At 69.7% G+C, this 22,407-nt stretch carries 24 protein-coding genes and 1 pseudogene; 12 read left to right on the top strand and 13 right to left on the bottom strand.

Annotation, left to right across the window (positions count from 1 at the left end; genetic code table 11):
• Window positions 1-69: 69 nt before the first annotated feature.
• The 4 genes from NRY95_20635 to purH form a co-directional block, all read right to left on the bottom strand.
• On the bottom strand, window positions 70-744 hold the full coding sequence (locus tag NRY95_20635; GenBank protein ID UYC16061.1) for a uracil-DNA glycosylase: 675 nt from the start codon (window positions 742-744) through the stop codon (window positions 70-72).
• A gap of 232 nt (window positions 745-976) precedes the next feature.
• Window positions 977-2,266 (bottom strand): phosphoribosylamine--glycine ligase, encoded by a 1,290-nt coding sequence (gene purD, locus NRY95_20630; protein UYC16060.1) that lies wholly within the window; start codon window positions 2,264-2,266, stop codon window positions 977-979.
• Window positions 2,263-2,973, bottom strand: a complete 711-nt coding sequence (locus NRY95_20625; protein UYC16059.1) for a hypothetical protein — start codon at window positions 2,971-2,973, stop codon at window positions 2,263-2,265. Before NRY95_20625 ends, purD begins: the two co-directional genes overlap by 4 nt.
• A 39-nt stretch (window positions 2,974-3,012) precedes the next feature.
• Window positions 3,013-4,599, bottom strand: coding sequence for a bifunctional phosphoribosylaminoimidazolecarboxamide formyltransferase/IMP cyclohydrolase (gene purH / locus NRY95_20620; protein UYC16058.1), 1,587 nt, complete (start codon window positions 4,597-4,599; stop codon window positions 3,013-3,015).
• A 78-nt stretch (window positions 4,600-4,677) separates the two neighbouring features.
• On the opposite strand from purH, the gene NRY95_20615 reads away from it, so the two are divergent.
• The 8 genes and pseudogenes from NRY95_20615 to NRY95_20580 all read left to right on the top strand — a co-directional run bounded on the left by NRY95_20615 (window position 4,678) and on the right by NRY95_20580 (window position 12,670).
• Window positions 4,678-5,292 carry a CDP-alcohol phosphatidyltransferase family protein gene (locus NRY95_20615; protein ID UYC16057.1) on the top strand — a complete coding sequence of 205 codons (615 nt, stop codon included), beginning with the start codon at window positions 4,678-4,680 and terminating at the stop codon, window positions 5,290-5,292.
• Window positions 5,293-5,381: 89 nt separating this feature from the next.
• Window positions 5,382-7,136 (top strand): annotated as a pseudogene (locus NRY95_20610) (bifunctional alpha/beta hydrolase/class I SAM-dependent methyltransferase).
• Entirely contained in the window at window positions 7,133-8,470 is a 1,338-nt protein-coding gene (locus NRY95_20605) for a phosphatase PAP2/dual specificity phosphatase family protein (GenBank protein UYC16056.1), read from the top strand. Before NRY95_20610 ends, NRY95_20605 begins: the two are co-directional and overlap by 4 nt.
• Complete coding sequence (locus NRY95_20600) at window positions 8,467-8,901, top strand: hypothetical protein (GenBank protein UYC16055.1); 435 nt, start codon at window positions 8,467-8,469, stop codon at window positions 8,899-8,901. Before NRY95_20605 ends, NRY95_20600 begins: the two co-directional genes overlap by 4 nt.
• Window positions 8,902-8,914: 13 nt before the next feature.
• Window positions 8,915-10,417: a TIGR04222 domain-containing membrane protein gene (locus NRY95_20595; protein ID UYC16054.1), complete on the top strand. Its 1,503-nt coding sequence runs from the start codon at window positions 8,915-8,917 to the stop codon at window positions 10,415-10,417.
• Window positions 10,417-11,070, top strand: coding sequence for a CDP-alcohol phosphatidyltransferase family protein (locus NRY95_20590; protein ID UYC16053.1), 654 nt, complete (start codon window positions 10,417-10,419; stop codon window positions 11,068-11,070). Before NRY95_20595 ends, NRY95_20590 begins: the two co-directional genes overlap by 1 nt.
• Entirely contained in the window at window positions 11,067-11,699 is a 633-nt protein-coding gene (locus tag NRY95_20585; protein ID UYC16052.1) for a 1-acyl-sn-glycerol-3-phosphate acyltransferase, read from the top strand. Before NRY95_20590 ends, NRY95_20585 begins: the two co-directional genes overlap by 4 nt.
• Window positions 11,696-12,670, top strand: coding sequence for a phosphatidate cytidylyltransferase (locus NRY95_20580; protein UYC16051.1), 975 nt, complete (start codon window positions 11,696-11,698; stop codon window positions 12,668-12,670). The genes NRY95_20585 and NRY95_20580 overlap by 4 nt, the downstream gene beginning before the upstream one ends.
• A gap of 255 nt (window positions 12,671-12,925) precedes the next feature.
• Here the strand turns inward: NRY95_20580 and fis are convergent, their stop codons facing one another.
• The 3 genes from fis to NRY95_20565 all read right to left on the bottom strand — a co-directional run bounded on the left by fis (window position 12,926) and on the right by NRY95_20565 (window position 14,840).
• On the bottom strand, window positions 12,926-13,198 hold the full coding sequence (fis, locus tag NRY95_20575) for a DNA-binding transcriptional regulator Fis (GenBank protein UYC16050.1): 273 nt from the start codon (window positions 13,196-13,198) through the stop codon (window positions 12,926-12,928).
• 115 nt (window positions 13,199-13,313) lie between these two features.
• Entirely contained in the window at window positions 13,314-13,814 is a 501-nt protein-coding gene (locus tag NRY95_20570) for a DUF3426 domain-containing protein (GenBank protein ID UYC16049.1), read from the bottom strand.
• 657 nt (window positions 13,815-14,471) lie between these two features.
• Window positions 14,472-14,840 carry a helix-turn-helix domain-containing protein gene (locus tag NRY95_20565; protein UYC16048.1) on the bottom strand — a complete coding sequence of 123 codons (369 nt, stop codon included), beginning with the start codon at window positions 14,838-14,840 and terminating at the stop codon, window positions 14,472-14,474.
• 67 nt (window positions 14,841-14,907) lie between these two features.
• Between NRY95_20565 and NRY95_20560 the strand changes: the two genes are divergently transcribed.
• Window positions 14,908-15,387 (top strand): hypothetical protein, encoded by a 480-nt coding sequence (locus tag NRY95_20560; GenBank protein UYC16047.1) that lies wholly within the window; start codon window positions 14,908-14,910, stop codon window positions 15,385-15,387.
• 46 nt (window positions 15,388-15,433) lie between these two features.
• On the opposite strand, the gene prmA is transcribed toward NRY95_20560, so the two are convergent.
• Window positions 15,434-16,354: a 50S ribosomal protein L11 methyltransferase gene (gene prmA / locus NRY95_20555; protein UYC16046.1), complete on the bottom strand. Its 921-nt coding sequence runs from the start codon at window positions 16,352-16,354 to the stop codon at window positions 15,434-15,436.
• Between the two features lie 206 nt (window positions 16,355-16,560).
• Here prmA and NRY95_20550 point away from each other — a divergent pair, with 206 nt between their 5' ends.
• Both NRY95_20550 and NRY95_20545 read left to right on the top strand, forming a co-directional pair.
• Window positions 16,561-17,502: a hypothetical protein gene (locus NRY95_20550; protein UYC16045.1), complete on the top strand. Its 942-nt coding sequence runs from the start codon at window positions 16,561-16,563 to the stop codon at window positions 17,500-17,502.
• On the top strand, window positions 17,499-17,852 hold the full coding sequence (locus tag NRY95_20545; protein ID UYC16044.1) for a hypothetical protein: 354 nt from the start codon (window positions 17,499-17,501) through the stop codon (window positions 17,850-17,852). The genes NRY95_20550 and NRY95_20545 overlap by 4 nt, the downstream gene beginning before the upstream one ends.
• A 193-nt stretch (window positions 17,853-18,045) precedes the next feature.
• Here the strand turns inward: NRY95_20545 and accC are convergent, their stop codons facing one another.
• The 5 genes from accC to NRY95_20520 form a co-directional block, all read right to left on the bottom strand.
• Entirely contained in the window at window positions 18,046-19,413 is a 1,368-nt protein-coding gene (gene accC, locus NRY95_20540) for an acetyl-CoA carboxylase biotin carboxylase subunit (protein ID UYC16043.1), read from the bottom strand.
• A gap of 54 nt (window positions 19,414-19,467) precedes the next feature.
• Window positions 19,468-19,845 carry a four helix bundle protein gene (locus NRY95_20535; protein UYC16042.1) on the bottom strand — a complete coding sequence of 126 codons (378 nt, stop codon included), beginning with the start codon at window positions 19,843-19,845 and terminating at the stop codon, window positions 19,468-19,470.
• A 16-nt stretch (window positions 19,846-19,861) separates the two neighbouring features.
• Window positions 19,862-20,341, bottom strand: a complete 480-nt coding sequence (gene accB, locus NRY95_20530; GenBank protein ID UYC16041.1) for an acetyl-CoA carboxylase biotin carboxyl carrier protein — start codon at window positions 20,339-20,341, stop codon at window positions 19,862-19,864.
• A 96-nt stretch (window positions 20,342-20,437) separates the two neighbouring features.
• On the bottom strand, window positions 20,438-20,884 hold the full coding sequence (gene aroQ / locus NRY95_20525) for a type II 3-dehydroquinate dehydratase (protein ID UYC16040.1): 447 nt from the start codon (window positions 20,882-20,884) through the stop codon (window positions 20,438-20,440).
• 346 nt (window positions 20,885-21,230) lie between these two features.
• Complete coding sequence (locus tag NRY95_20520) at window positions 21,231-21,527, bottom strand: helix-turn-helix transcriptional regulator (protein ID UYC16039.1); 297 nt, start codon at window positions 21,525-21,527, stop codon at window positions 21,231-21,233.
• A 168-nt stretch (window positions 21,528-21,695) separates the two neighbouring features.
• Here NRY95_20520 and gstA point away from each other — a divergent pair, with 168 nt between their 5' ends.
• Complete coding sequence (gene gstA, locus NRY95_20515; protein ID UYC16038.1) at window positions 21,696-22,325, top strand: glutathione transferase GstA; 630 nt, start codon at window positions 21,696-21,698, stop codon at window positions 22,323-22,325.
• Window positions 22,326-22,407 lie beyond the last annotated feature (82 nt).

Here is a 22,407-nt window from a genome sequence, read left to right as displayed (position 1 = left end):
GGTCAACGGATCGTTGCATCGGCGTGATTCGGCACGGCGGCCGGCGCGGGCTGCGCGGGCGCTCCGCGCTCACACCGCCAGTTGCTGCAGGCGCGCGTCGAGCAGCGCAGGGAAGCGTTTGAACCAGGTCTGGTTGAGCGGCGAAGGGTGCGGCAGCGGAGACAGCCGGAAGCATCGCGCCGCGCCGGTCTCGGTCTGCAGGCGGACCTCGAGGTGCGCGCTGAAGCGCGCTGCGCTGGCCCAGAACGCGTCCAGCTGCGCGCGTACGTCCTTGGGCTGGCCGATGCCGAACCACAGGAAGGCTTCGCGGCCGAGGGTGACGATCTCGTGGCCGTGCCATTGCGCGATCAGCAGGCGCCGCATCAGCGGATGGAAACGCCGCTTCGCCTGCATCGACCAGGTCTTGTTGCCGATCGGCTTGTACGGCACGGTGTTGATCCAGAAAACATCGCGGCCGACCGCGAGCGAGGCGGCGAAATCGGGCATCGGCTGGCCGCCGTGCAGATGCCGGTACAGCGCCTTGCGCAGCAGCTGCCCGCCGCTGCCGACGAAGGGTTCGCCATGTTCGACCTCGCTGCGGCCCGGGTCGCGGCCGAAGAAGCACAGCCGCGCCGTCTTGGGGCCGAGCCCGATGATTGGCTCGAGTGGATCCTTGGCGTAGTCCTCGTAGACCTTGGTATCGATGCCGTCGGTCTGCGCGGCGAGCGTGCGGAACTGCTTGCGGATGTCGGGAGCTAGCGGCATGAATGTCCTCGGAGACCGATCGCGACGTAGCCTGGATCATCTGGATCATCTGGATCCGGATGGTGTGGTGTGGGAGCGACTTCAGTCGCGACGGGCGTCACCGGTAAGGCCCGTCGCGACTGAAGTCGCTCCCACAAATACTTCGATGGTTCCCCGGGCTGGGTGCAGAGTCGGGGTGTCGCACTGCGTGACAAAACAGTGCTGCGGCATCGATCTTCGCCCGGCAGTGCGCCTATTCGCCGCGTTCGCGCGCGATCGCGCGCCAGCCGATATCGCGGCGATGGAATTCGCTGGGCCACCGGATCTGCGCCACGCCGGCATACGCATTGCGCTGCGCCTCGGACACGCTGTCCCCCAGCGCGGCCACGCACAGCACGCGGCCACCGGCGCTGAGCACGCGGCCGCGGTCGTCCAGCCGGGTGCCGGCGTGGAACACCTTGGCGCTGCCCGGCACCTGGTCCAGGCCGGAAATCGCTTCGCCGGTGACCGGCGTTTCCGGGTACGGCGCCGCCGCCAGCACCACGCCCAGCGACGGGCGCGGATCCCACTGCGCCTGGGTCGCGTGCAGTTGCCCGTCGATCGCCGCCTCGACCAGGTCCACCAGGTCCGACTGCAGGCGCAGCATCACCGGCTGCGTTTCCGGATCGCCGAAGCGCACGTTGAACTCGATCACCTTCGGCGCGCCGCTGGCGTCGATCATCAGTCCGGCATACAGGAAGCCGGTGAACGGCACGCCGTCGGCGATCATGCCCTGCACGGTCGGCTCCACCACCTCGCGCATCACCCGCGCATGCACGTCGGCGGTGACCACCGGTGCCGGCGAGTACGCGCCCATGCCGCCGGTGTTGGGGCCGGTATCGCCATCGCCGACGCGCTTGTGGTCCTGGCTGGTGGCCATCGGCAGCGCGGTGGCACCATCGACCATGGAGATGAAGCTGGCTTCCTCGCCGTCGAGGAATTCCTCGATCACCACGCGCGCGCCGGCATCGCCGAACGCATTGCCGGAGAGCATGTCGCGCACCGCGGCCTCGGCCTCGTCCAGGGTCATCGCCACGATCACGCCCTTGCCTGCGGCCAGGCCGTCGGCCTTGACCACGATCGGCGCGCCTTTGTCGCGCACGTAGGCCAAGGCCGCGTCCACCTCGGTATGCACTTCGTAGAACGCGGTCGGGATGCCATGGCGGGCGAGGAATGCCTTGGCGAAGGCCTTGCTGCCTTCCAGCTGCGCGGCCTGGGCGCTGGGGCCGAAGATGCGCAGGCCGGCGGCGCGGAAACGGTCGACCACGCCCAGCACCAGCGGCACTTCCGGGCCGACCACGGTCAGCGCCACCGCTTCGTCCTGGGCCAGCGCGAGCAGGCCGTCGAGGTCGTCGACCTTGACCGCCACATTGCGGCACTTGGTTTCAGTGGCGGTGCCGGCATTGCCCGGGGCGACCAGCACTTCGCTGACGCGCGGGGACTGGGCCAGCTTCCAGGACAGGGCGTGTTCGCGGCCGCCGGAACCGATGACGAGGATTTTCAAGATATTAGACCTAACAGATACGTAGTTGCACCAATGAGCATCGGCTTGGCACTAGCTACTTGGGTGGCGTTCGCGAGAAGTTCTAGTCCTTCTTTCACTGTGGAATAAAACTTCGAGTTTCGAACGGTGTCTGGTTGTTCTTTTGCAGCAACCGAAAGCTCGGCAGCCAAAATCTTTGCGGAGTCTAATACAGCTGCTGGGCTTACAAAGCGATAACGTCGTATTAGCGCTTGTAGCTGCTCTATGCGGTTTAATATAACTTCCTTTGCCTCGTTGCTGAGTTCTAGCTCCATCAAAAAAGACGTGGCTTCCTTTAAAAGCTCATCAATTTTCTCGAATTCTTCAGCATTTGCATCGCGGGATGGAGTCTTCATCTCCAATAGTGCCGCATGAGTCTTCAACGTAAAGATAGTTACATCGTCGATGTGTTGAACGAACTCTGCCCAAGGCCTTGCTAATGCCGTTGAGTGGAAGCCATTGAAGATTCTGGCTTTCCAATATTCAACTCCAGAATCGTCCTTGTGTATTGCCAAAATTTCTTTTGAAGCACTTTCCGCTAGAGAGAAAAATTCTCCGAATGCGCCAATCAATTTCGTGTTTGAATCGACTGAAAGAACGTCTTTCCACGTCTCTGTGCACGAGCGGCCGTTAGGTTGCTTCCGGCAATTTTCAAGAATGGCTAGTAGTTTGCTGGCAGAATTGTTCACCCGCGCTCCTTGGGTTGATTGCTAAGTAAGCCTATCCGCTCAATGGCGGAAATGCCGCACGCCGGTGAACACCATCGCGATGCCGTGCTCGTCGGCGGCGGCGATCACCTCGCTGTCGCGCATCGAGCCGCCGGGCTGGATCACCGCCTTGATGCCGGCGGCCGCGGCCGCGTCGATGCCGTCGCGGAACGGGAAGAACGCATCGGAGGCCATCACCGAACCTTGCACCACCAGCTCCGCATCGGCGGCCTTGATGCCGGCGATGCGCGCCGAATACACCCGGCTCATCTGCCCGGCGCCGACGCCGATGGTGCGATGGTCCTTGGCGTAGACGATGGCGTTGGACTTGACGTACTTGGCTACCTTCCACGCGAACAGCAGGTCGGCGAACTGCGCCTCGCTCGGCGCCAGCCGGGTGACCACCTTGAGCTCGTCGCGGCTCACCACGCGGTCGTCGGCGCTCTGCATCAGCAGGCCCGAGCCGATGCGCTTGGTGTCGACGAAACCGCTGGACACCGGCGCCAGCGGGATGCGCAGCACGCGCACGTTGGCCTTCTTCTTCGCGTACTCCAGCGCACCTTCTTCGTAGTCCGGGGCGATCAGCACCTCGACGAACTGGCGGTCCAGGATGACCTTGGCGGTGGCCGCGTCCAGCGTGCGGTTGAAGGCGAGGATGCCGCCGAAGGCGCTGGTCGGATCGGTCGCATACGCCAGTTCGTAGGCATCGCCGCAGGCCGCGCCCACCGCCACCCCGCAGGGATTGGCGTGCTTGACGATGACGCAGGCCGGCGCGTCGAACTGGCGCACGCATTCCCACGCCGCGTCGCTGTCAGCGATGTTGTTGTAGCTCAGCTCTTTGCCCTGCAGCTGCTGGAACGTGGCCAGCGACCCCGGCGCCGGGCACAGGTCGCGATAGAACGCGGCGTGCTGATGCGGATTCTCGCCGTAGCGCAGGTCCATCACCTTGACGAAGGTGCCGTTGGCCTGCGCCGGGAACGCGGCACGCACCGGCACTTCGCTCGCAGGGTCGGTCACCGTGGACAGGTAATTGCTGATCGCCGCGTCGTACTGCGCCACGCGGTTGAACGCGGCCACCGACAGCGCGAAGCGCTTGGCCGCCGACAGCTGGCCGTCGTGCGTCTCCAGTTCGGCGAGCAGGTCGGCGTACTGCGCCGGATCGGTGGCCACCGCCACGCGCGCGAAGTTCTTCGCCGCCGAGCGCAGCATCGCCGGGCCGCCGATGTCGATGTTCTCCACCGCCTCGGCGAGCGTGCAGTCGGCCCTGGCGGTGACCGCCTCGAACGGATACAGGTTCAGCACCAGCAGGTCGATCGGGGCGATGCCGTGTTCGGCCATCACCGCGTCGTCGGTGCCGGCACGGCCGAGCAGGCCGCCGTGCACCAGCGGGTGCAGGGTCTTGACCCGGCCGTCCATCATTTCCGGGAAGCCGGTCAGCTCGGACACGTCCTTGACCGCCAGCCCGGCCTCGCGCAGCGCCTTGGCGGTGCCGCCGGTGGACAGCAGTTCCACATCGCGCGCGGCCAGCGCACGGGCCAGATCGATCAGGCCGGTCTTGTCGGAAACGGACAGCAATGCCCGGCGCACGGGCAGGAAATCGGAGGACATGGGGGCAGGGCACACATCGGAGCGGGGAGCCGATATTGTAGGCTGCGCCGCCCCGGCATGGACCCTCAGGACCCCGCAATGGTTTCGATCTACGCACTGAAAGGACGCTTCCAGGACCTGCTGCGTCCCGGGGTGCGCGGCCTGTACCGGCTCGGCGCGAGCGCCAACCAGGTCACCGTGGGCGCGGCCGCGGTGTCGCTGCTGGTCGCCGCCTGGGTGTTCTGGCGCGCGCCGGCGCAGCCGCTGTGGTACGCGCTGCTGCCGGCGTGGATGCTGCTGCGCATGGCCTTGAACGCGGTCGACGGCATGCTGGCGCGCGAGTTCGGGCAGCAGTCGAAACTGGGCGCCTACCTCAACGAATTGAGCGATGTGATCGCCGATGCGGCGCTGTACCTGAGCCTGGCCAGCGTGCCCGGGGTGGCGGCCGGCTGGCTGTGGGCGCTGGCGCTGGCCGCGGCGTTGACCGAGTATGCCGGGGTGTTGGGGTTGATGGTCGGCGCCGGCCGCCGCTACGACGGGCCGATGGGCAAGAGCGACCGCGCCTTCGCCATCGGCCTGCTGGGGTTGCTGCTGGCCGGTGGCTGGGTGGGGGCGAAGACGGTGGACGGGTTCGCGATCGTGCTGGCGCTGCTGTGCGCGGCGACGGTGCTGCGGCGCGTTGCCGCCGGCCTGCGCGAGGCGGCGTCGCGCTGAGCCGCGCGGCGCAGGCCGCGGCAACGACACGGAAGCGGTAGCGGCACTCACGGCAACGGCAAGTACGAACGACAGGGAATCGGCAACGGATGCGGCAGGTCAGCGAAAGCGAGTTTTGCAGTTTCGACGGAACGCGGTTGTTCTACCGGCATTGGCCGGCCATGGCGCCGGCGGCGGTGCCGCGTGCGGTGGTGCTGCTGCATCGCGGCCACGAACATTCGGGGCGGGTGCTGCACCTGGCGGACGAACTGGGGCTGGACGACTGCGCGATGTTCGCCTGGGACGCGCGCGGCAACGGCCGCTCGCCCGGCGTGCGCGGCGATGCGCCCGGCTTCCCGGCGCTGGTGCGCGACCTGGACCGCTTCATCGCCCACATCGGCGAGGCCCACGGCATCGCGGTGCAGGACATCGTGGTGATCGCGCAGAGCGTGGGCGCGGTGATCGCCAGCACCTGGGTGCACGATTACGCGCCGCCGCTGCGCGCGCTGGTGTTGGCCTCGCCGGCGTTCAAGGTCAAGCTGTACGTGCCGTTCGCGCGGCCCGGGCTGGCCTTGCTGCACAAGTTGCGCGGCAATTTCTTCGTCAACAGCTACGTCAAGCCGCAGTGGTTGACCCATGACCCGGCGCGCGTGGCGAGCTACCGCGACGATCCGCTGATCACCCGGCCGATCTCGGTGCGGGTGCTGCTGGGCGTGTACGCCGCCGCCGACCGCGTGGTCGGCGATGCGCAGGCGATCACCGTGCCGGTGCAGTTGCTGGTGTCCGGCGACGATTTCGTGGTGCACCGCGGCCCGCAGGACCGTTTCTACGAGCGGCTGTCCTCGCCGGTGAAGGAGCGCCACCTGCTGCCCGGGTTCTTCCACGACACCCTGGGCGAGCGCGACCGCGCGCCGGCGCTGGCGCAGATCCGCCGCTTCGTGCGCGAGCGCTTCGCCGAGGCGCCGGCATTGCCGAGCCTGCTGCAGGCGCACCGGCGCGGGCCGACCTTCGAGGAAGCCGAGCGGCTGTCCTGGCCGCCGCAGAAATACAGCCTGCAGGACCTGCGCTGGCGCTTCGTGCGCGCCAACCTGCGCTTCGGCGGCACCCTGTCCGAGGGCGTCGCGCTGGGCCTGCAGACCGGCTTCGATTCCGGCAGCACGCTGGACTACGTGTATCGCGACCGCGCCAGCGGCAAGGGCCCGCTGGGGCGCTTCATTGACCGCAATTACCTGGATGCGATCGGCTGGCGCGGCATCCGCGTGCGCCGCACCCATCTGCACGAACTGCTGCGCCTGGCCATGCAGCGGCTGCGCGACGCCGGCGCGCCGGTGCGCGTGCTCGACATCGCCGCCGGCCACGGCCGCTACGTGCTGGAAGCGCTGGCCGGCGGCGAACAGCGCGCCGATGCGATCGCGCTGCGCGATTTCAGCGCCTTGAACGTGGAGCGCGGGCGCGCGCTGATCGCCGAACTCGGCGCCGCCGACATCGCCCGTTTCGAGCAGGGCGACGCCTTCGACCGCGACGCGCTGGCGGCATTGCAGCCGCGGCCGACGCTGGCGGTGGTGTCGGGCCTGTACGAACTGTTCCCCGACAACGACCAGGTGCTGCGCTCGCTGCAGGGCGTGGCCGCCGCGGTCGAACCGGGCGGCTATCTCGCCTACACCGGCCAGCCGTGGCACCCGTAGCTGGAATTCATCGCCCGCGCGCTGACCAGCCACCGCGGCGGCGCGGCCTGGGTGATGCGCCGCCGCACCCAGCAGGAGATGGACGAATTGGTGCGCGCGGCCGGCTTCCGCAAACTCGAACAGCGCATCGACGAATGGGGCATCTTCACCGTGTCGTTGGCGCAGCGGATCGCGCCGTGAGCGAAGCGGCGCCGCGGCCGTGGCGGCGGGCGCTGGCGTGGCTGGCGCTGCTGGGGCCGTTCTTCTTCCTCAGCTACGGCCTGGCCAATACGCTGGCCGAGCGTCGCGCCTACGTGCCGTCGCTGCCGTTCGCGTGGGAAACGCAGATCCCGTTCTGGCCGTGGACGATCGTGCCGTACTGGTCGATCGACCTGTTCTACGTGATCTCGTTCTTCGTCTGCCGCACCCGCGCCGAACTGGATACCCACGCCCGGCGGTTGCTGACCGCGCAGCTGCTGGCGGTGGGTTGTTTCCTGCTATGGCCGCTGCGTTTCAGTTTCGAACGGCCGCCCAGCGAAGGCGTGTTCGGCTGGCTGTTCGCGGTGCTGCTCGGCTTCGACAAGCCGTTCAACCAGGCGCCGTCGCTGCACATCGTGCTGCTGGTGGTGCTGTGGGTGCGCTATGCGCAGCATCTGCACGGGCTCGCGCGCGGCGCGCTGCACGCCTGGTTCGCGCTGATCGGGCTGTCGGTGCTGACCACCTACCAGCACCATTTCCTGGACATTCCCACCGGCCTGGCCGCCGGCTGGCTGTGCGTGTGGCTGTGGCCGCAGCGCATCGCGCCGCCGTGGAGCGCGCTGGCGTTGGCGCGCGATCCGGCGCGTTGGCGGCTGGCCGTTGCCTACCTGCTCGGCAGCGCGGCTTGCGCGGCCCTGGCTTACGCATTCGGCGGGACGGCATGGTGGCTGCTGTGGCCGGCGCTGTCGCTGCTGCTGGTCGCGCTCGACTACGCGTTGCTTGGCGCGCTCGGCCTGCAGAAGCGCGCCGATGGCCGCCTCAGCCTGGCCGCGCGCTGGCTGTACGCGCCGTACCTGGCCGCGGCCTGGCTCAATGCGCGCGCCTGGACCCGGCGCGATCCGGCGCCGCGCGAGATCGCCGACGGGGTCTGGCTGGGGCGCCTTCCCGGCCGCGGCGAGCGCGCGGCGTTCGCCGTGGTGGTCGATGTCTGCGCCGAACTGTCGCTGCGCGACGCCGGTGCGCACGACCGCAGCGTGCCGATGCTGGACCTGGTCGCACCGCCCGCGGCGGCATTGCGCGAAGCCGCCGCCGCGATCGAGGCCGCACGCCGCCATGGCCCGGTGCTGGTGTGCTGCGCACTGGGCTATTCGCGCAGCGCCGCCGCGGTTGCCACCTGGCTGCTGCACAGCGGTCGCGCCGGCGATCTGGATGCCGCGCTCGCGCTGCTGCGCGCACGCGCAGCGCGGGTGGTGCTGGGGCCTGCGCAGCGCGATGCCGTCGCCGCGGCGTGCGCTGCGCCGCACGTACCGCCGCGCGCCCTGGAGTTGCCGGCATGAGCACGCCGCTGGAACTGCGCACGATGGCCGCGCTGCTGCGGCAGGCATCGCCGCTGGACCGGCTGTCGCTGGTGCTGTTCGCTGTCGCGCTGCTGCTGGGCGCGTGGTACGCCAACGTCGGCGCGTCGCTGGCGGCGATGCTGTGCCTGCTCGGCGTGCTCGCCGGCGTGGTGCAGCGCTACTGGGCCGCGCGCGTCGGCCTGGATGCCGTGCTGCTCGACGCGGTGCTGGCCGAAGCGGACCTGGACCAGGCCGGCTCCGATCTCGACGCCGCCCTGCACCGGCTCGGCCTGCTGCGGCGCTTGCCGCCGCCGCGCGACTGGCAATCACGCTGGCGCGGCATGCGCGGCTTGTTGTTGCGGCAGATCGCCAGCTTGGCGCTGCAGCTGCTGGCGCTGCTGGCGGCGCCGATCGCGGCGCAGTTCGCATGACGGAGCGCAGGCCATGACCGCATCCGCCGATCCGGCGCCGCTGCCCCACGCCGACGCCGCGCAACAAGCGCTGTGGCAGCGGCTGCAAGCCTACCGTTTCGGCGAAGCCGACGACGCCTTGCCGGTGTTCGTGCGCCGCGTGGCCAAGGAAGCCAAGGTCTCCCTGACCATGGCCGCGCAGGCGATCGAGGAATACCGGCGCTTCTGCTTCCTGGCCTGCAGCGGAGCCAAGGACGTCACCCCCAGTGCGCTGATCGACCAGGTCTGGCATACCCATCTCACCGATACTCGCGAATACTGGCAGCAGTTCTGCCCCCACGTGTTGCAGACCACCCTGCATCACCGGCCCGGCCGCGGCGATGCCGCCGACGCCGCGCGCCACGCCGCGCAATACCGGGCCACGCTGGCGCGCTACCGCTGCTATTTCGGCGAACCGCCGGCGGCCTGCTGGCCGGCACCGGCCGGGGAGCGCGCCGCGCGGGTCGCCACCGCCGACGATCTCCACGCGCGCCGCTGGGACAGGCCGCGCGCATCCGGCAAGGCGCTGTGGCTGTGGGCGGCGGCCACGCTGCTGCTGGGCTGGTGGCTGGGATTGGACAACCCGGCCGTCTCGCCGCTGCACTGGCGCGGCAGTGCCTTCATCGTGCTGTTCCTGGCGGGGATCGGCCTGGCCTGGGCGCTGGCCGCGCGGTTGCGGCGCGCGGTGCGCGGCGTCGGCCAGCGGCACGCGGCCAGCGTGGTCGATCACGCCGAGCTGGCGTTCCTGGCCGGCGGCAGCGAGCGCGTGGCTGACCTGCACCTTGGCTTGCTGCAGATCTGCGGCGCGGTGCAGCTGCGGCCGACGTTGTCGACGCTGACGCGCCGCCGCAGTGATGCGACCGCGCTGCACGTGGCGGACGGCGTGGCGGTGCCGGCGTCGCTGCAGCGCGCCCTGCAACTGGTCCGCGCCAACCCGACCTTGTCGCTGGCGCTGCAGGCGCTGCGCGACGACGCGATACCGCTGCGCCAGGCGCTGATCGGCAAGCGCCTGCTGCTCGGGCGCGGCCAGGCTTGGTGCGCGCGCCTGCTCGGCGCCGCGCCGCCGGTAGCGCTGTGGGTCGTGGGTGCGCTCAAGATCGAGATCGGCTTGCAGCTGCAGCGCCCGGTCGGCTTCCTGGTCGCGGCGATGGTGGCGGTGACGCTCATCGCACTGGGCTTCCTGCTGACCCCGCCGCGCCGCAGCGTCGCCGGCGACCGGCTGCTGGCCACGCGCGATGCGGCATGGCGCGCCGGGACGGTGCTCTCCTCCACGACGCCCGGCACGCACCTGGCCACGCCGCTGGCGCTGGGCGGCACCGGCGTGCTGATGAGCACGGCGTGGGCGGACTATCACGCGCTGCGATCGCCAGTGATCGCCAGCAACGGCGGAAGCGGTGGCGGCAGCAGCTGCAACACCGGCGGTGGCGATGGCGGCGGCAGCAGTTGCGGCAGCAGCTGCAGCAGCGGCTGCGGCGGTTGCGGTGGCGGTGCCGACTGATGGCCCGAGCGACCCTGGCACAACGCCGCGCGCAGTGGCGGGCGCGCCTGGCGACGGCGCTGCGCGCACGTGGCGCCACGCCCAACGGCCTGTCCTGGACCGCCACCGGCTTCGCCGCGCTGGCGGCGCTGATGTTCTATTGCGCCTGGCGCGAGCCGCCGCGAGATGCGGCCGGCTTGCTGCTGCTGGCCGCGCTCGGCCTGCAGGGGCGGCTGCTGTGCAATCGCCTGGACGGGCTGATGGCGCGGCAGGCGCAGATGGTCGGCCGCGCCGGCGAGGTCTACAACGAAGCGCCCGACCGCCTGTCCGACGTCGTCGTGTGCCTGGGCGTGGGCTACGGCCTGCAGCACGTGCTGAGCTGGGGCGCCGACCTGGGCTGGGCCGCGGCCTTGCTGTGCGTGGGCACCGCCTACGTGCGCATGCTCGGCCTGGCCTGTGGCGTCAGCGAGCCCTTGCAGGGGCCGATGGCGCGCGTGCAACGCATGCACTGGCTGTCGCTGGCTGCGCTGCTGGCGGCCGTCGTTCTGCTGCTGCACTACACGGCCGTCGCCGAAATGATTCTGGTCGCGACCATGGCGCTGCTGATCGGCGGCGCGGCGGTGACCATCGTGATGCGTCTGCGCGCCATCGTGCGCGAACTGGAGTGGACATGATCGAACGTCTGATCGCCCGCGGCTGCAGTGCCGCGATCCGCATCCTGACCGGCGCGCGTGCGTTCTGGCGCGGCTGCATTCCCTCCAGCGAGCGCCGCGTGTACTACGGCAACCACGCCAGCCACGGCGACTTCGTGCTGATCTGGTCGTCGCTGCCGGCGGCGCTGCGGCGCGAGGTGCGGCCGGTGGCCGCAGCCGAGTACTGGCAGCGCGACGCGCTGCGCCGCTACCTGATCCACGCGGTGTTCAACGGCGTGCTGATCGAGCGCGAAGCCGCGCAGCGCAGCCGCGATCCGATCGAATGCCTGTGCGAGGCGGTCGATGGCGGCGGTTCGCTGATCCTGTTTCCGGAAGGCACGCGCAACACCGAGGAAGGGGTGCTGCCGTTCAAGAGCGGCATCTATCACCTGGCGCGGCATCGGCCGGAACTGGAATTCGTGCCGGTGTGGATCGACAACCTCAAGCGGGTGATGCCCAAGGGCAAATGGCTGCCATTGCCGCTGCTGTGCACCACCACCTTCGGCGAGCCGCTGCGGCTGGGCGCCGGCGAGGACAAGCAGGCGTTCCTGGAACGCACGCGTGCGGCGCTGCTGGCGCTGTCGCCGGAACGGATGGAGGCCGCACGATGAACGCGATCGCCTTCAGCGACCATCTGCAGCAATCCTCGCTGCGGCAGCAGACCATCTGGCTGTTCCTCGGCATCGCCGCGGTGCTGCTGCTGGCCACGCTGATTTCCGAAACGCTGCGCTGGCGCGCGCGCGGGCGCCCCAGCGCGGTGCTCGACAACCTGGTGGCGCGGATCCGCGCGTGGTGGGTGATGGCCGCAGTGGTGGCGCTGGCGTTCGTGTTCGGGCGCATCGGCGTGATCGTGCTGTTCGCGCTGGTGTCGCTGTTCGCGCTGCGCGAGTTCATCACCCTGGCGCCGACCCGGCGCGGCGACTACTACGCGTTGCTGGCCGCGTTCTACATCGTGCTGCCGTGGCAGTACTGGCTGGTGTGGAGCGGCTGGTACGGGCTGTACACGCTGCTGATCCCGGTCTATGCGTTCCTGGTGCTGCCGATCCTGGCCACCATCGGCGGCGACACCACGCGCTACCTGGAGCGCACCGCGAAAGTGCAGTGGGGACTGATGATCTGCGTGTTCTGCATCTCCCACGTGCCGGCGCTGCTGAACCTGGAAATCCCCGGCTACGAAGGCCGCAACCTGCTGCTGTTCGCGTTCCTGGTGATCGTGGTGCAGTCCTCGGACGTGCTGCAGTACGTGTGGGGCAAGCTGATCGGCAGGCACCTGATCGCGCCGAAGCTGTCGCCGTCCAAGACCGTGGAAGGCTTCGTCGGCGGCATCCTGTCGGCGAGCCTGCTCGGCGCGGCCTTGTGGTGGATCACCCCGTTCTCGCCGCTGCAGGCGTTCGCGCTGGCGCTGGTGGCCAACCTGATGGGCTTCTTCGGCGGCCTGGTGATGTCGGCGATCAAGCGCGACCGCGGCATCAAGGACTGGGGCCACATGATCGAAGGCCACGGCGGCGTGCTCGACCGGCTGGACTCGGTGTGCTTCGCCGCGCCGGTGTTCTTCCACCTGATCCGGTATGGGTGGGTGTGAGGGGGAGCCGGGACTCGGGACTGGGGACTCGGGACTCGGGACTCGGGACTTTCGCAAGTTCGCAGCTTCTGCGCTGTTCTGTGGGAGGAGGGGCTGAAGCCACTCCCACAGAACAGCGGTTGCGCCGGAATCGCAAAAAAAAGAAGGCCGCATTTTCTAAAAAAAAGCGGCCCTTTTTTGCATCAAATCGCTTGACAAGGATTTGCTCCGGGACATCATCACCGAGTCCCGAGTCCCGAGTCCCGAGTCCCGGCCTCACGCCAACCCGTATTCCTTCAGCTTCTTGCGCAGCGTGGCGCGATGGATGCCGAGCATCGCCGCGGCGCGGCTCTGGTTGCCTTCGCAGTGGTTGAGCACTTCCACGAACAATGGGATCTCCATCTCGCGCAGCACGATCTCGTACACGTCGTCGGCGTCGCAGCCGTCGAGGTCGCGCAGGTAGCGGCGCACGGACTGCGCCACGTGTTCGCGCAGCGGCGGCTTCGGCGCGCCGCGACTGGAGTCAGGACGAGTGGTGGCAGCGTTCAAGTTCGGCGGGTCCCCGGATGACGGCGGCGCCGGAGGGCTGGAGGGCCGGCGCGGGGGGACGAGTCTAGCGCGTGGCCTGCCTCGCTGCCATGGCGGATCGTGGTGTCACAGCGTTTCAGTGGAAGTCGAAACTGAATGCCGCGGTTCCCGCGGCCGGTTCGCGCACCTGGAACGCCACCTGCGCGCTCTGTCCGGGCGCCAGCGTCGGCGCATCCGGGCGGGTGCGGCCCAGGTACTCCTCCGGGCGCAGCACGCGGCTGCCGATGGTGCGTCCGTCGGCGTCGGCCAGCGACAGTTGCAGCAGCGGCCAGGCCTGCGCCCAGCGCGCGTCGTTGCGGAACGTGGCCTGGATCTGCAGGGTGCCGGCGCGGCCAGGCAGCGGCCGCACTTCGCGGCTGAGCATGGTGAACGCGCTCGGCTCGCGCCACGGCGGCAGGCTGCAGCGCAGCGCCTGGCACACCCCGGCCACCCACGGCCGCCAGCGCGCGTCGGCGCCCAGCCGTTGCCGGTCGGCGACCAGGATCTGCAGCGCCAGCAGCAGGACCAGCCCGGCCAGCGCGATCCATTGCCAGGGCGCAGCGCGCAGTACCGGCCGGCGTGGGGCACTGGGCTGCATGAAGCTGGGGGCGGCGCTGGCTGCGGTGGCGGTTGCTGCGGAGGTCGGCTCCGGCTCATGTACCGGCGGCAGCGCCAGTTCCGACTCCAGTTCCGACTCCGGTTCGAGTGCAGCAGGGGCTGTCGGCGCGCTGGCTGCGGAAGCGGACCCTGCGGATGCCGCGTCCGCGAGCGAGGTCTCTGCGGCCGGCATGGACGCCGGCGCAGGCGTGGTCAGTGGTGCGGTGGCCGCCTCGGCACGTGGCACAGCGCCGTTACCGGTGTTGCCCGTCGCGGCTGGACCGGCGGCCGCGTCCGCACCGGGACCTGCTGGCGCGACGGCATCGGCCTGTTCCGGCGCCGGCCGGTCGGGCTGGCGCAGCAGGGTCGCGAGGCTGGGGCGGGGCGGGGTGGGATCGGGCATGCGTGAAGGCGGCGACGGCAACGAGAGCGCTATTCAAGCACGCGCGGGAGCGGGCTGCAGCGCAGTGCCGGCGTGCTTGCACTCCTCCGCTTGCCAGATGGGGAGGGTTCGGGACTCGGGCCATCGCTCGCGATCGGCATTTCCGGCAAGGCCCTGTCGCGACTGAAGTCGCTCCCACAAGTATCAGCGCCCGACGCGCAGCGGCAGCAGCGGCATCGCAGCTATGGGGCGCCCCGCACCGCCCCGGCGCCCCGCTCAGCGCCGGTGCTTGCCGGCGCCGATCAGGTCCAGCAGGCCGGCGCGCTGGCGCGGGCTCAGGGTCTCGAAGCTGTCGAGCAGGCGTGCCTGCTGGTCGGACAGTTGCCGGTAGTGCGCGGCTTCCTCGGCGACGGACAGCGGTTCGCCGAACACGCGTTCGCCGCGGCCGGTGGCCAGGTATTCGAAGGTCAGCCCGCTGCGGCGGGCCAGGGCGATCAGGTGCTCCACCGCCGGCGCGGTGCCGTCGGCCATCTCCCACTGCGCCACGGCGCTGCGGGTCACCGACAGGTCCAGCGCGAGCGCTTCCTGGGTCAGACCGGTCAGCTTGCGCGCTTCGCGCACCCGTTCGTACAGCCTGCTGCTCACACTCACCTCCGCGGGGGAGGCGAGATATAGCCGCGCCGACTGGGAAAGTTGGTTCGTACGGCTTTCAATGAAGACTTTGTTGTTGATACTGTCGTCGGCGATGGCTGTGCGCAGTGAAGACGCCGCATCGTCCGCGCCGCCGCGCGCGCGCCGCCGCCCGCGGCCGCCGCCGGGGATCGGCGCGCACCGCTACCGGATCTGGGCCGATGCCGGCGATGGCCGCCGCGCGGTCAGGCAGGGCTGGTCGTGGCGGGTGTTCGCGCTGCCGTATCCGTCCGCGCCACCGTCGCGGGTGCCGGCGCTGCCATGGTTGCTGCTGCATGCCGCGGGCTGGGTGGCGCTGGTGCAGGCGCTGGGCGCGGCGGCGCTGGTCGGCGTGCTGCTGGAACTGGCCTGGCGGCTGCCGCAGGCGCGGCGCGGCCATCGCTGGCACGAGCGCCGCCTGCGCGCGCAGGGCTGGCGGCCGCGCACGCGGGTGCTGGCGATCCATGCCGAGGCGGCGTTGCTGACCGCGGCGATCCGCAGCCTGGCCGCAGGGCGGGGCTGAGGTAGCGGCCGCGCGAGCGTGTGCGCGGACGCGCGCGTGGCGTGCCTCAGCCGCGGCGCACGCCGTCGATGCGCATCCAGTCGCCGTCCCGTTCCGTGCGCAAGTGTTCGAACCAGGCTGCGTAGCGCTGCAGCAGCTCCTGTTCCTGGCCGTGCAGGATCCCCGACAGGGCGATGCGCCCGCCCGGCGCGACGCGTTCGGCCAGGGTCGGCGCCAGCGCGTCCAGCGCCGAGGCCAGGATGTTGGCGACCACCACCGGATAGGTGGCCACCGGCTCGTCGGCCGGCAGGTGCACCGCCAGGCGCGCGCCGACGTCATTGCGCTCGGCGTTGTCGTGCGTGGCCAGCAGCGCCTGCGGATCGTTGTCCACGCCCACCGCCGCGGCCGCGCCCAGCTTCAGCGCGGCCAGCGCCAGGATCCCGGAGCCGCAGCCGAAATCGAGCACGCGCGCCTGCGCCAGCGTGCCGTCGGCGGCCAGGGCGTCGAGCCAGCGCAGGCACAGCGCGGTGGTCGGGTGGGTGCCGGAGCCGAACGCCAGGCCCGGGTCCAGCCGCACCACCGCGGCATCGGCGCCGCGCGCTTCTTCCGGCAGCTCGTGGTTCCACGGCACGATGAAGGTGCGCGTGCCGAAGCGCATCGGCTGGAACTGGTCCAGCCAGGCGCGTTCCCAGTCCTGGTCGGCGACCTGGCGGAACGCGGCCTGGGCCCAGTCCAGGCCAGGGTCGAACGCCTCCAGCGCGGCCAGCAGCAGCAACGCGTCCTGCTCGGCGGGGAACAGCGCGCTGAGCACCAGGGTGCCCCACAGCGGGGTCTCGCCCACGCCCGGCTCCAGGATCGCGCGCTCGTTGCTGGTGTCGGCCTCGGCGTCGAGCAGGGTGACCGCCAGCGCGCCGACGTCCTCCAGCGCGTTCTCGTAGCGGGGCTGGGTGGCGTCGGTGCAGCGCACAGTCAGTTCGAGGAACGGCATCGGTCGGGCACAAGGAGGGAGGAATGACCGCGCATCTTAGACGACCGCCGCGGCGGCCCGGCGCGGCACGGGCCGCGCGCGCCGTGACCGTGGCTGGCAGCGTGTGTCCTGGCCCGCCATCGGCTGCGCTAGACTGCGACATTGCGGCGGCCCCGACTCCCGGGCGCTGCCGCCATCGCCGCCTGCCGCCCTCATCGCCCTCGCGCATGCCTCTCGCCGTGTCCCGCAAAACCTGGCTGTTGCTGGCGCCTGCCGCGCTGCTGCTGGGCGTGGTCGGCTACCGCGCCGCGGTGCTGGCGGCCGCGCCGGCGGCGCCGGTGGCGGCGGCCGCCAGCGCCGCGGTGCCGGCGGCCACGGGCGTGCCGGGCCAGGACCAGCGCAGGCGCACCTCGGTGCAGGTGCCGCAGGTGCCGTCGCCCGACCGCCGCACCGCCCTGGAGCGCAGTCCCGACCTGTACCGCACCGCGCAGCAGCTGTCCGCCGCCGCCGCGCAGGGCGATGCCGATGCGTCCTGGCTGCTCAGCCGCATCTACGACTATTGCGCCGGCTATGCGATGAATCCGGCCGGCTATGCCGCCGACACCCGCGCCATCGATGCGGCGCAGCTGCCCACCTCGGGGCGCATGGTCGCTGCGCGCGCGCGGGTCGGCCGCCGCTGCGCCGGCTTCGTACCCGGCGATGGCCTGACCCGCCAGGCCATCGTCGCCCAGCGCGTGCAGGCCGCGCGCGGCGGCAACCTGGCCGCGGAGGCGGCGCTGCTGGCGCTGGGGCAGCCCTTGCAGCGCTCGGCCGGCTACAAGCGCGACCTGGTCGAACGGGTCCGCGCCTCCGGCGATCCGGATGCCTACATGGCGCTGGCCCCGGCGATGGGCCTGGCCGCCAGCGGCGACGACAGCCTGGACGAGCGCATCGCCGGCACCGCCTTCACCGAACTGGCCTGGCAGCTGGCCGCCTGCCGGCTGGGGCTGGATTGCGGCCCGGACAGCGAGTTGATGACCCGCTATTGCGCCAACGGCGGGATCTGCTCGGCGGACCCGACCCAGGATTTCAGCAGCTTTGTTTACGACGCCGCGGTGCCGCGGCAAGGCACGGACACGATGAACGACATGGTCAACCGTCTGGTGGATACGACAGGAGCGGGCTCATGAATTACCGGCGATGGCTGCACGGCGCCAAGTTCTGGTTCTGGGTGCTGGCCCTGGTCGCCTATTCGGCGGCGGCGGCCGGCTTGCTGATGATCGACACGGCCGAGCAGCGCTACCGCGGCCTGTCCAAAGTCGAGCTGACCACCACGCACGCCGACCCGGACCTGCGCCGCGCCGGCGCCGCGCAGGTGGCGGCGATCTACCGCGCCCGCAGCGGCATGCCGTTCTCCACGCTCGGCCCGGGCAGCACGTTCCAGATCGTGTGGCCGGACGGCTCCACCGAGACGGTGATGATCGTCAGCCCGACCTCGACCCTGGGCGCCGAACCGGTGCCGGGGACGCAGACGAAGTAGCCGGGATTCGGGATTGGGGATGCGGGATTCGCAAAAGCGGATCCCGATCTTTCACATGCGGCTGGGGCAGCAGCGACCCTAACCCCGACAAGGTCAGCGGGCCCCTATCGAAGCCATAATCTTCGCGCCCGCCGGCATCGGTCCGAAGCCGGCTCTAGCGAATCCCCAATCCCGAATTCCCAATCCCGGCCCCTCACACCAACGCAATCGACTTGTTCTTGCGCTCGGCCAGGCGCTTTTCCAGGTAGTGGATGTTCTGCCCGCCGGCCTGGAAGCCCTTGTCGCGCATGATCCGCTGCTGCAGCGGGATGTTGGTCTTGATCCCGTCCACCACCATCTCGCTCAGCGCCACGCGCATGCGCGCGATCGCGGTCTCGCGGTCGGGGCCGTGCACGATCAGCTTGCCGATCATCGAGTCGTAGTTCGGCGGCACCTTGTAGCCGCTGTAGATGTGCGTGTCCACGCGCACGCCGGGGCCGCCGGGCGGATGGAAACCGGTGATCAGGCCCGGGTTGGGCATGAAGGTTTCCGGGTCCTCGGCGTTGATGCGGCACTCGATCGCATGGCCGCGCAGCACGATGTCGCTCTGCTTGATGCTCAGCTTGTGGCCGGCGGCGATGCGCAGCTGCTCGCAGACCAGGTCGATGCCGGTGATGCGCTCGGTCACCGGGTGCTCGACCTGGATGCGCGTGTTCATTTCGATGAAGTAGAAGCGGCCGTCCTCGAACAGGAACTCGAAGGTGCCGGCGCCGCGGTAGCCGATGCGCACGCAGGCATCCACGCAGACCTTGCCGATCTCGCTGCGCAGCTGCTCGGTGATGCCCGGCGCGGGCGCTTCTTCGACCACCTTCTGGTGGCGGCGCTGCATCGAGCAGTCGCGCTCGCCCAGGTGGATGGCGTTGCCCTGGCCGTCGGCCAGCACCTGGATCTCCACGTGGCGCGGATTCTCCAGGAACTTCTCCATGTACACCTGGTCGTTGCTGAAAGCGGCCTTGGCTTCGGACTTGGTGGTCTCGATCGCGGCCTTCAGCGCCGCCTCCGAATGCACCACGCGCATGCCGCGGCCGCCGCCGCCGCCGGCCGCCTTGATGATCACCGGGTAGCCGATCTCGCGCGCGATCTTGGTGTTGGCGACGATGTCCTCGCCCAGCGGGCCGCCGGAGCCGGGCACGCACGGCACGCCGGCGGCCTTCATCGCGCGGATCGCCTCGACCTTGTCGCCCATCAGGCGGATGGTGTCGGCCTTGGGCCCGATGAAGATGAAGCCGGACTGCTCCACGCGCTCGGCGAAGTCGGCGTTCTCCGACAGGAAGCCGTAGCCGGGATGGATGGCCTGCGCGTCGGTGACCTCGGCCGCGGCGATCAGCGCCGGGATGTTGAGGTAGCTCTCGGCCGAAGACGCCGGGCCGATGCACACCGACTCGTCGGCCATCGCCACGTGCTTGAGGTTGCGATCGACGGTGGAATGCACCGCGACCGTGCGGATGCCGAGCGTATGGCACGCGCGCAGGATGCGCAGCGCGATTTCGCCGCGATTGGCGATGACGACTTTATCGAGCATGGGAAGGCCGGGAATGGGGAATGGAGAATCGGGAATGGGGGATGGCGTGCATCGTCAATCTCCGCGCTTGCTCAGGACATTCATCAATGCGGTCAACTTGGCGAAGATCGTATCGATCAATCCGTCGAGCGCCGCGATGTCGCCGGTATAGTCGAGCCGGCGCGCGATCTGCAGATGCGTGCTTGCCTCCGACAGCGAGCCGCGCGCAATCGACAGGAAACGCAGGTATTCGGGAGTGGAGCGGCGTGCCGCGCCTTCGGCGATGTTGGCGGGAATGCTGACCGCCGCACGGCGCAGCTGCGCCGTCAATCCGAAGCGTTCCGTCGCCGGAAACGCATCAGAAAGGCGGTAGATCATTTCCACCAGATCCATGGAGTCGCGCCAGACATCCAGCCGCTCGTGCGGCCGCTTCGACGATTCCCCATTCTCCATTCCCGATTCCCGCGCATCAACCAATCACAAACAACGGCTGATCGAACTCCACCGGCACGCCGCTTTCGCTGAGGATGGCGACGATGGTGCCGGAGACGTCGGCTTCGATCGGGTTGAACATCTTCATCGCCTCGATGATCGCCAGGGTCTCGCCGGCCTTGACCGCCTGGCCGACCGTGACGAAGGCCGGCTTGTCCGGCGACGGCGAGGTGTAGAAGGTGCCGACCATCGGCGCGCGCAGCACGTGGCCCTCGGGCAGGGCGTTGCCAGGCTTGGCGGTGCCGCCGGTGGAGGCCTCGGTGGGCGAGCTCATCGGCATCGGCGTGGCGGCGGGCGGCGCGGCGGGGGCCGGCGCGGCGTACTGCGGGGCGCTGGCGATCATGCCCTTGGGCGTGCGCGCCAGGCGCACGCTTTCCTCGCCTTCCTTGATCTCGATCTCGGCGAGATTGGACTCTTCCAGCAGGTCGATCAGCTTCTTGATTTTACGGAGATCCATAACGGCCTCTTGAGGTGAATCGGGAAATGACCGGGCACGCGGCCCGGCGAACTCGGATAGGGGCGTACGCCGCCGCGGGGCGCGCGCGACGGGTGTTCATGCGGCCGCTCCCAGCCGCGTCAGCGCCGCGTCCATCGCGTAGCGGTAGCTGTCGGCGCCGAAGCCGCAGATCACGCCGAGCGCGTGGTCGCTGAAATAGCTGTGGTGGCGGAACGGCTCGCGGCTGTGCGGGTTGGACAGGTGGATCTCGATGAACGGGATCGCCACCGCCGCCAGCGCGTCGCGCAGCGCCACCGAGGTGTGGGTGAACGCGGCCGGGTTGATCAGGATGAAGCCGGTGCCGTCGCCGCGCGCGGCCTGCACCCGGTCCACCAGCACGTGCTCGGCGTTGGACTGCAGGCTGTCCAGCTGGTGCCCGGCGGCCGTGGCCTGCGCGAGCAGCGCCGCATCGATCTGCGCCAGCGTCGCGTGCCCGTAGACCCCCGGCTCGCGGGTGCCGAGCAGGTTGAGGTTGGGGCCATGCAAGAGCAGCAGTCGCGCCATGGAAGACAAACCAGCGGAAAGGGCGGCAGTCTGCGCGAAGCCGGGATTACTGTCCAGTTCGGCGAAGTTGCGCGTGTTTTAAACGGATGTTTGGTTCTGCGGCATGCGCCACGGGCGGTTCCGGCGCGAACGCGGGCGTCGTCCGCGCTGCCTGTGTGCCGCCTGGCCCGTCCCACCGGCCGACACGGCCCGAGATCGGGCGCGGCGTGCCGCGTCGAGGGTCGCGTGCGCGCAGGGCGGCGCCACGATGTGCGCTGTGCGCCGCCGCAGGCTCGGACATGCGACCCCGCAGGTCAAGCGCGGGGCGCCCGCGATCGCGAACATCGCCGTCCCGAGCCGGCATCGCTCAGCCGGCGGACCGCGCCTTGACCCACAGCCCGAACGCCTGCATCACCGCCACCACCGGTTCCAGGCGGCGCCCGTCCTCGGTCAGCGCGTACTCGACCTTGACCGGCACGGTCGGATGGACGGTGCGCTGGATCAGCCCCGCCTCTTCCAAGGCCCTGAGGTCCAGGGTCAGCATGCGTTGCGAAATGGCCGGAATGTCGCGGCGCAGTTCGTTGAACCGCTTGGGCCCGTCGAGCAGGTACGAGGCAAGCAGCAGGCGCCACCTTCCGCCCAGCAGGCGCATGGCCTCTTCCACGGAGCATCCGGAAACGTTGTCTTTCATCGCAGGCCCCTGCGGTCCGCACGCCAGGTATAAATTTTGTACCTAGACAACAGTATAGTGCCTTCTTCCTTTTCTATACCTGGTTTCTAGAATGCGTCGGGCCGCGCTCGCGAGCGCTGCGCCCACTTTCTGGAGATCGCAATGAAGCTGTACTACATCCCGGCTGCCTGCTCCCTCGCGCCGCATATCGTGCTGCATGAGCTCGGCCTCGAGGCGAAGCTGGTGCGGGTCGATCACCGCAAGCACCTGACCGAGGACGGCGCGGATTTCCATCGGGTCAATACGATGGGCTACGTGCCGGCGCTCGAACTCGACGACGGCAGCGTGCTGCGCGAAGGTACTGTCATCGTCCAGTACCTGGGCGACCTGAAACCCGAACGCGGCCTGGTGCCGCCCAATGGCAGCATGCAGCGCTACCGCCTGCAGGAGTGGCTGAACTTCCTGGCCACGGAGATCCACAAGGGCTTCATCCCCCTGCTGTACGCGCGGCTCGCCGGCCAGTACGTGGACACCGCCCGGCCGAAGCTGGAGCAGCGCTTCGCCTGGATCGATGCGCAACTCGCCGGGCGCCGGTTCCTGATGGGCGATGCCTTCACCGTCGCCGATGCCTCTCTGTATGCGCTGACCGGCTGGGGCCAGGCGTCCTGGCTGACCTCGCACTACAAGGCGGACATCCACTTCGACGCCTTGCAGAACCTGCAGGCGTGGTACCAGCGCGTGCACGCGCGGCCGTCGGTGCAGCAGGCGCTGAGCGAAGAAGGGCTGCAGTAGGCCGCCCGCTCATCGATCCTTGGGCATCTGCGCGCGATGCGGGAAACGCCTCATGGCGTACTGGCGAGTCCTTCGGATCGCG

The sequence above is a fragment of the Xanthomonas campestris pv. phormiicola genome (genome assembly GCA_025666215.1).
Lineage (GTDB): Bacteria > Pseudomonadota > Gammaproteobacteria > Xanthomonadales > Xanthomonadaceae > Xanthomonas_A > Xanthomonas_A campestris_A.
This window is presented reverse-complemented; position numbering and strand designations above follow the sequence as displayed.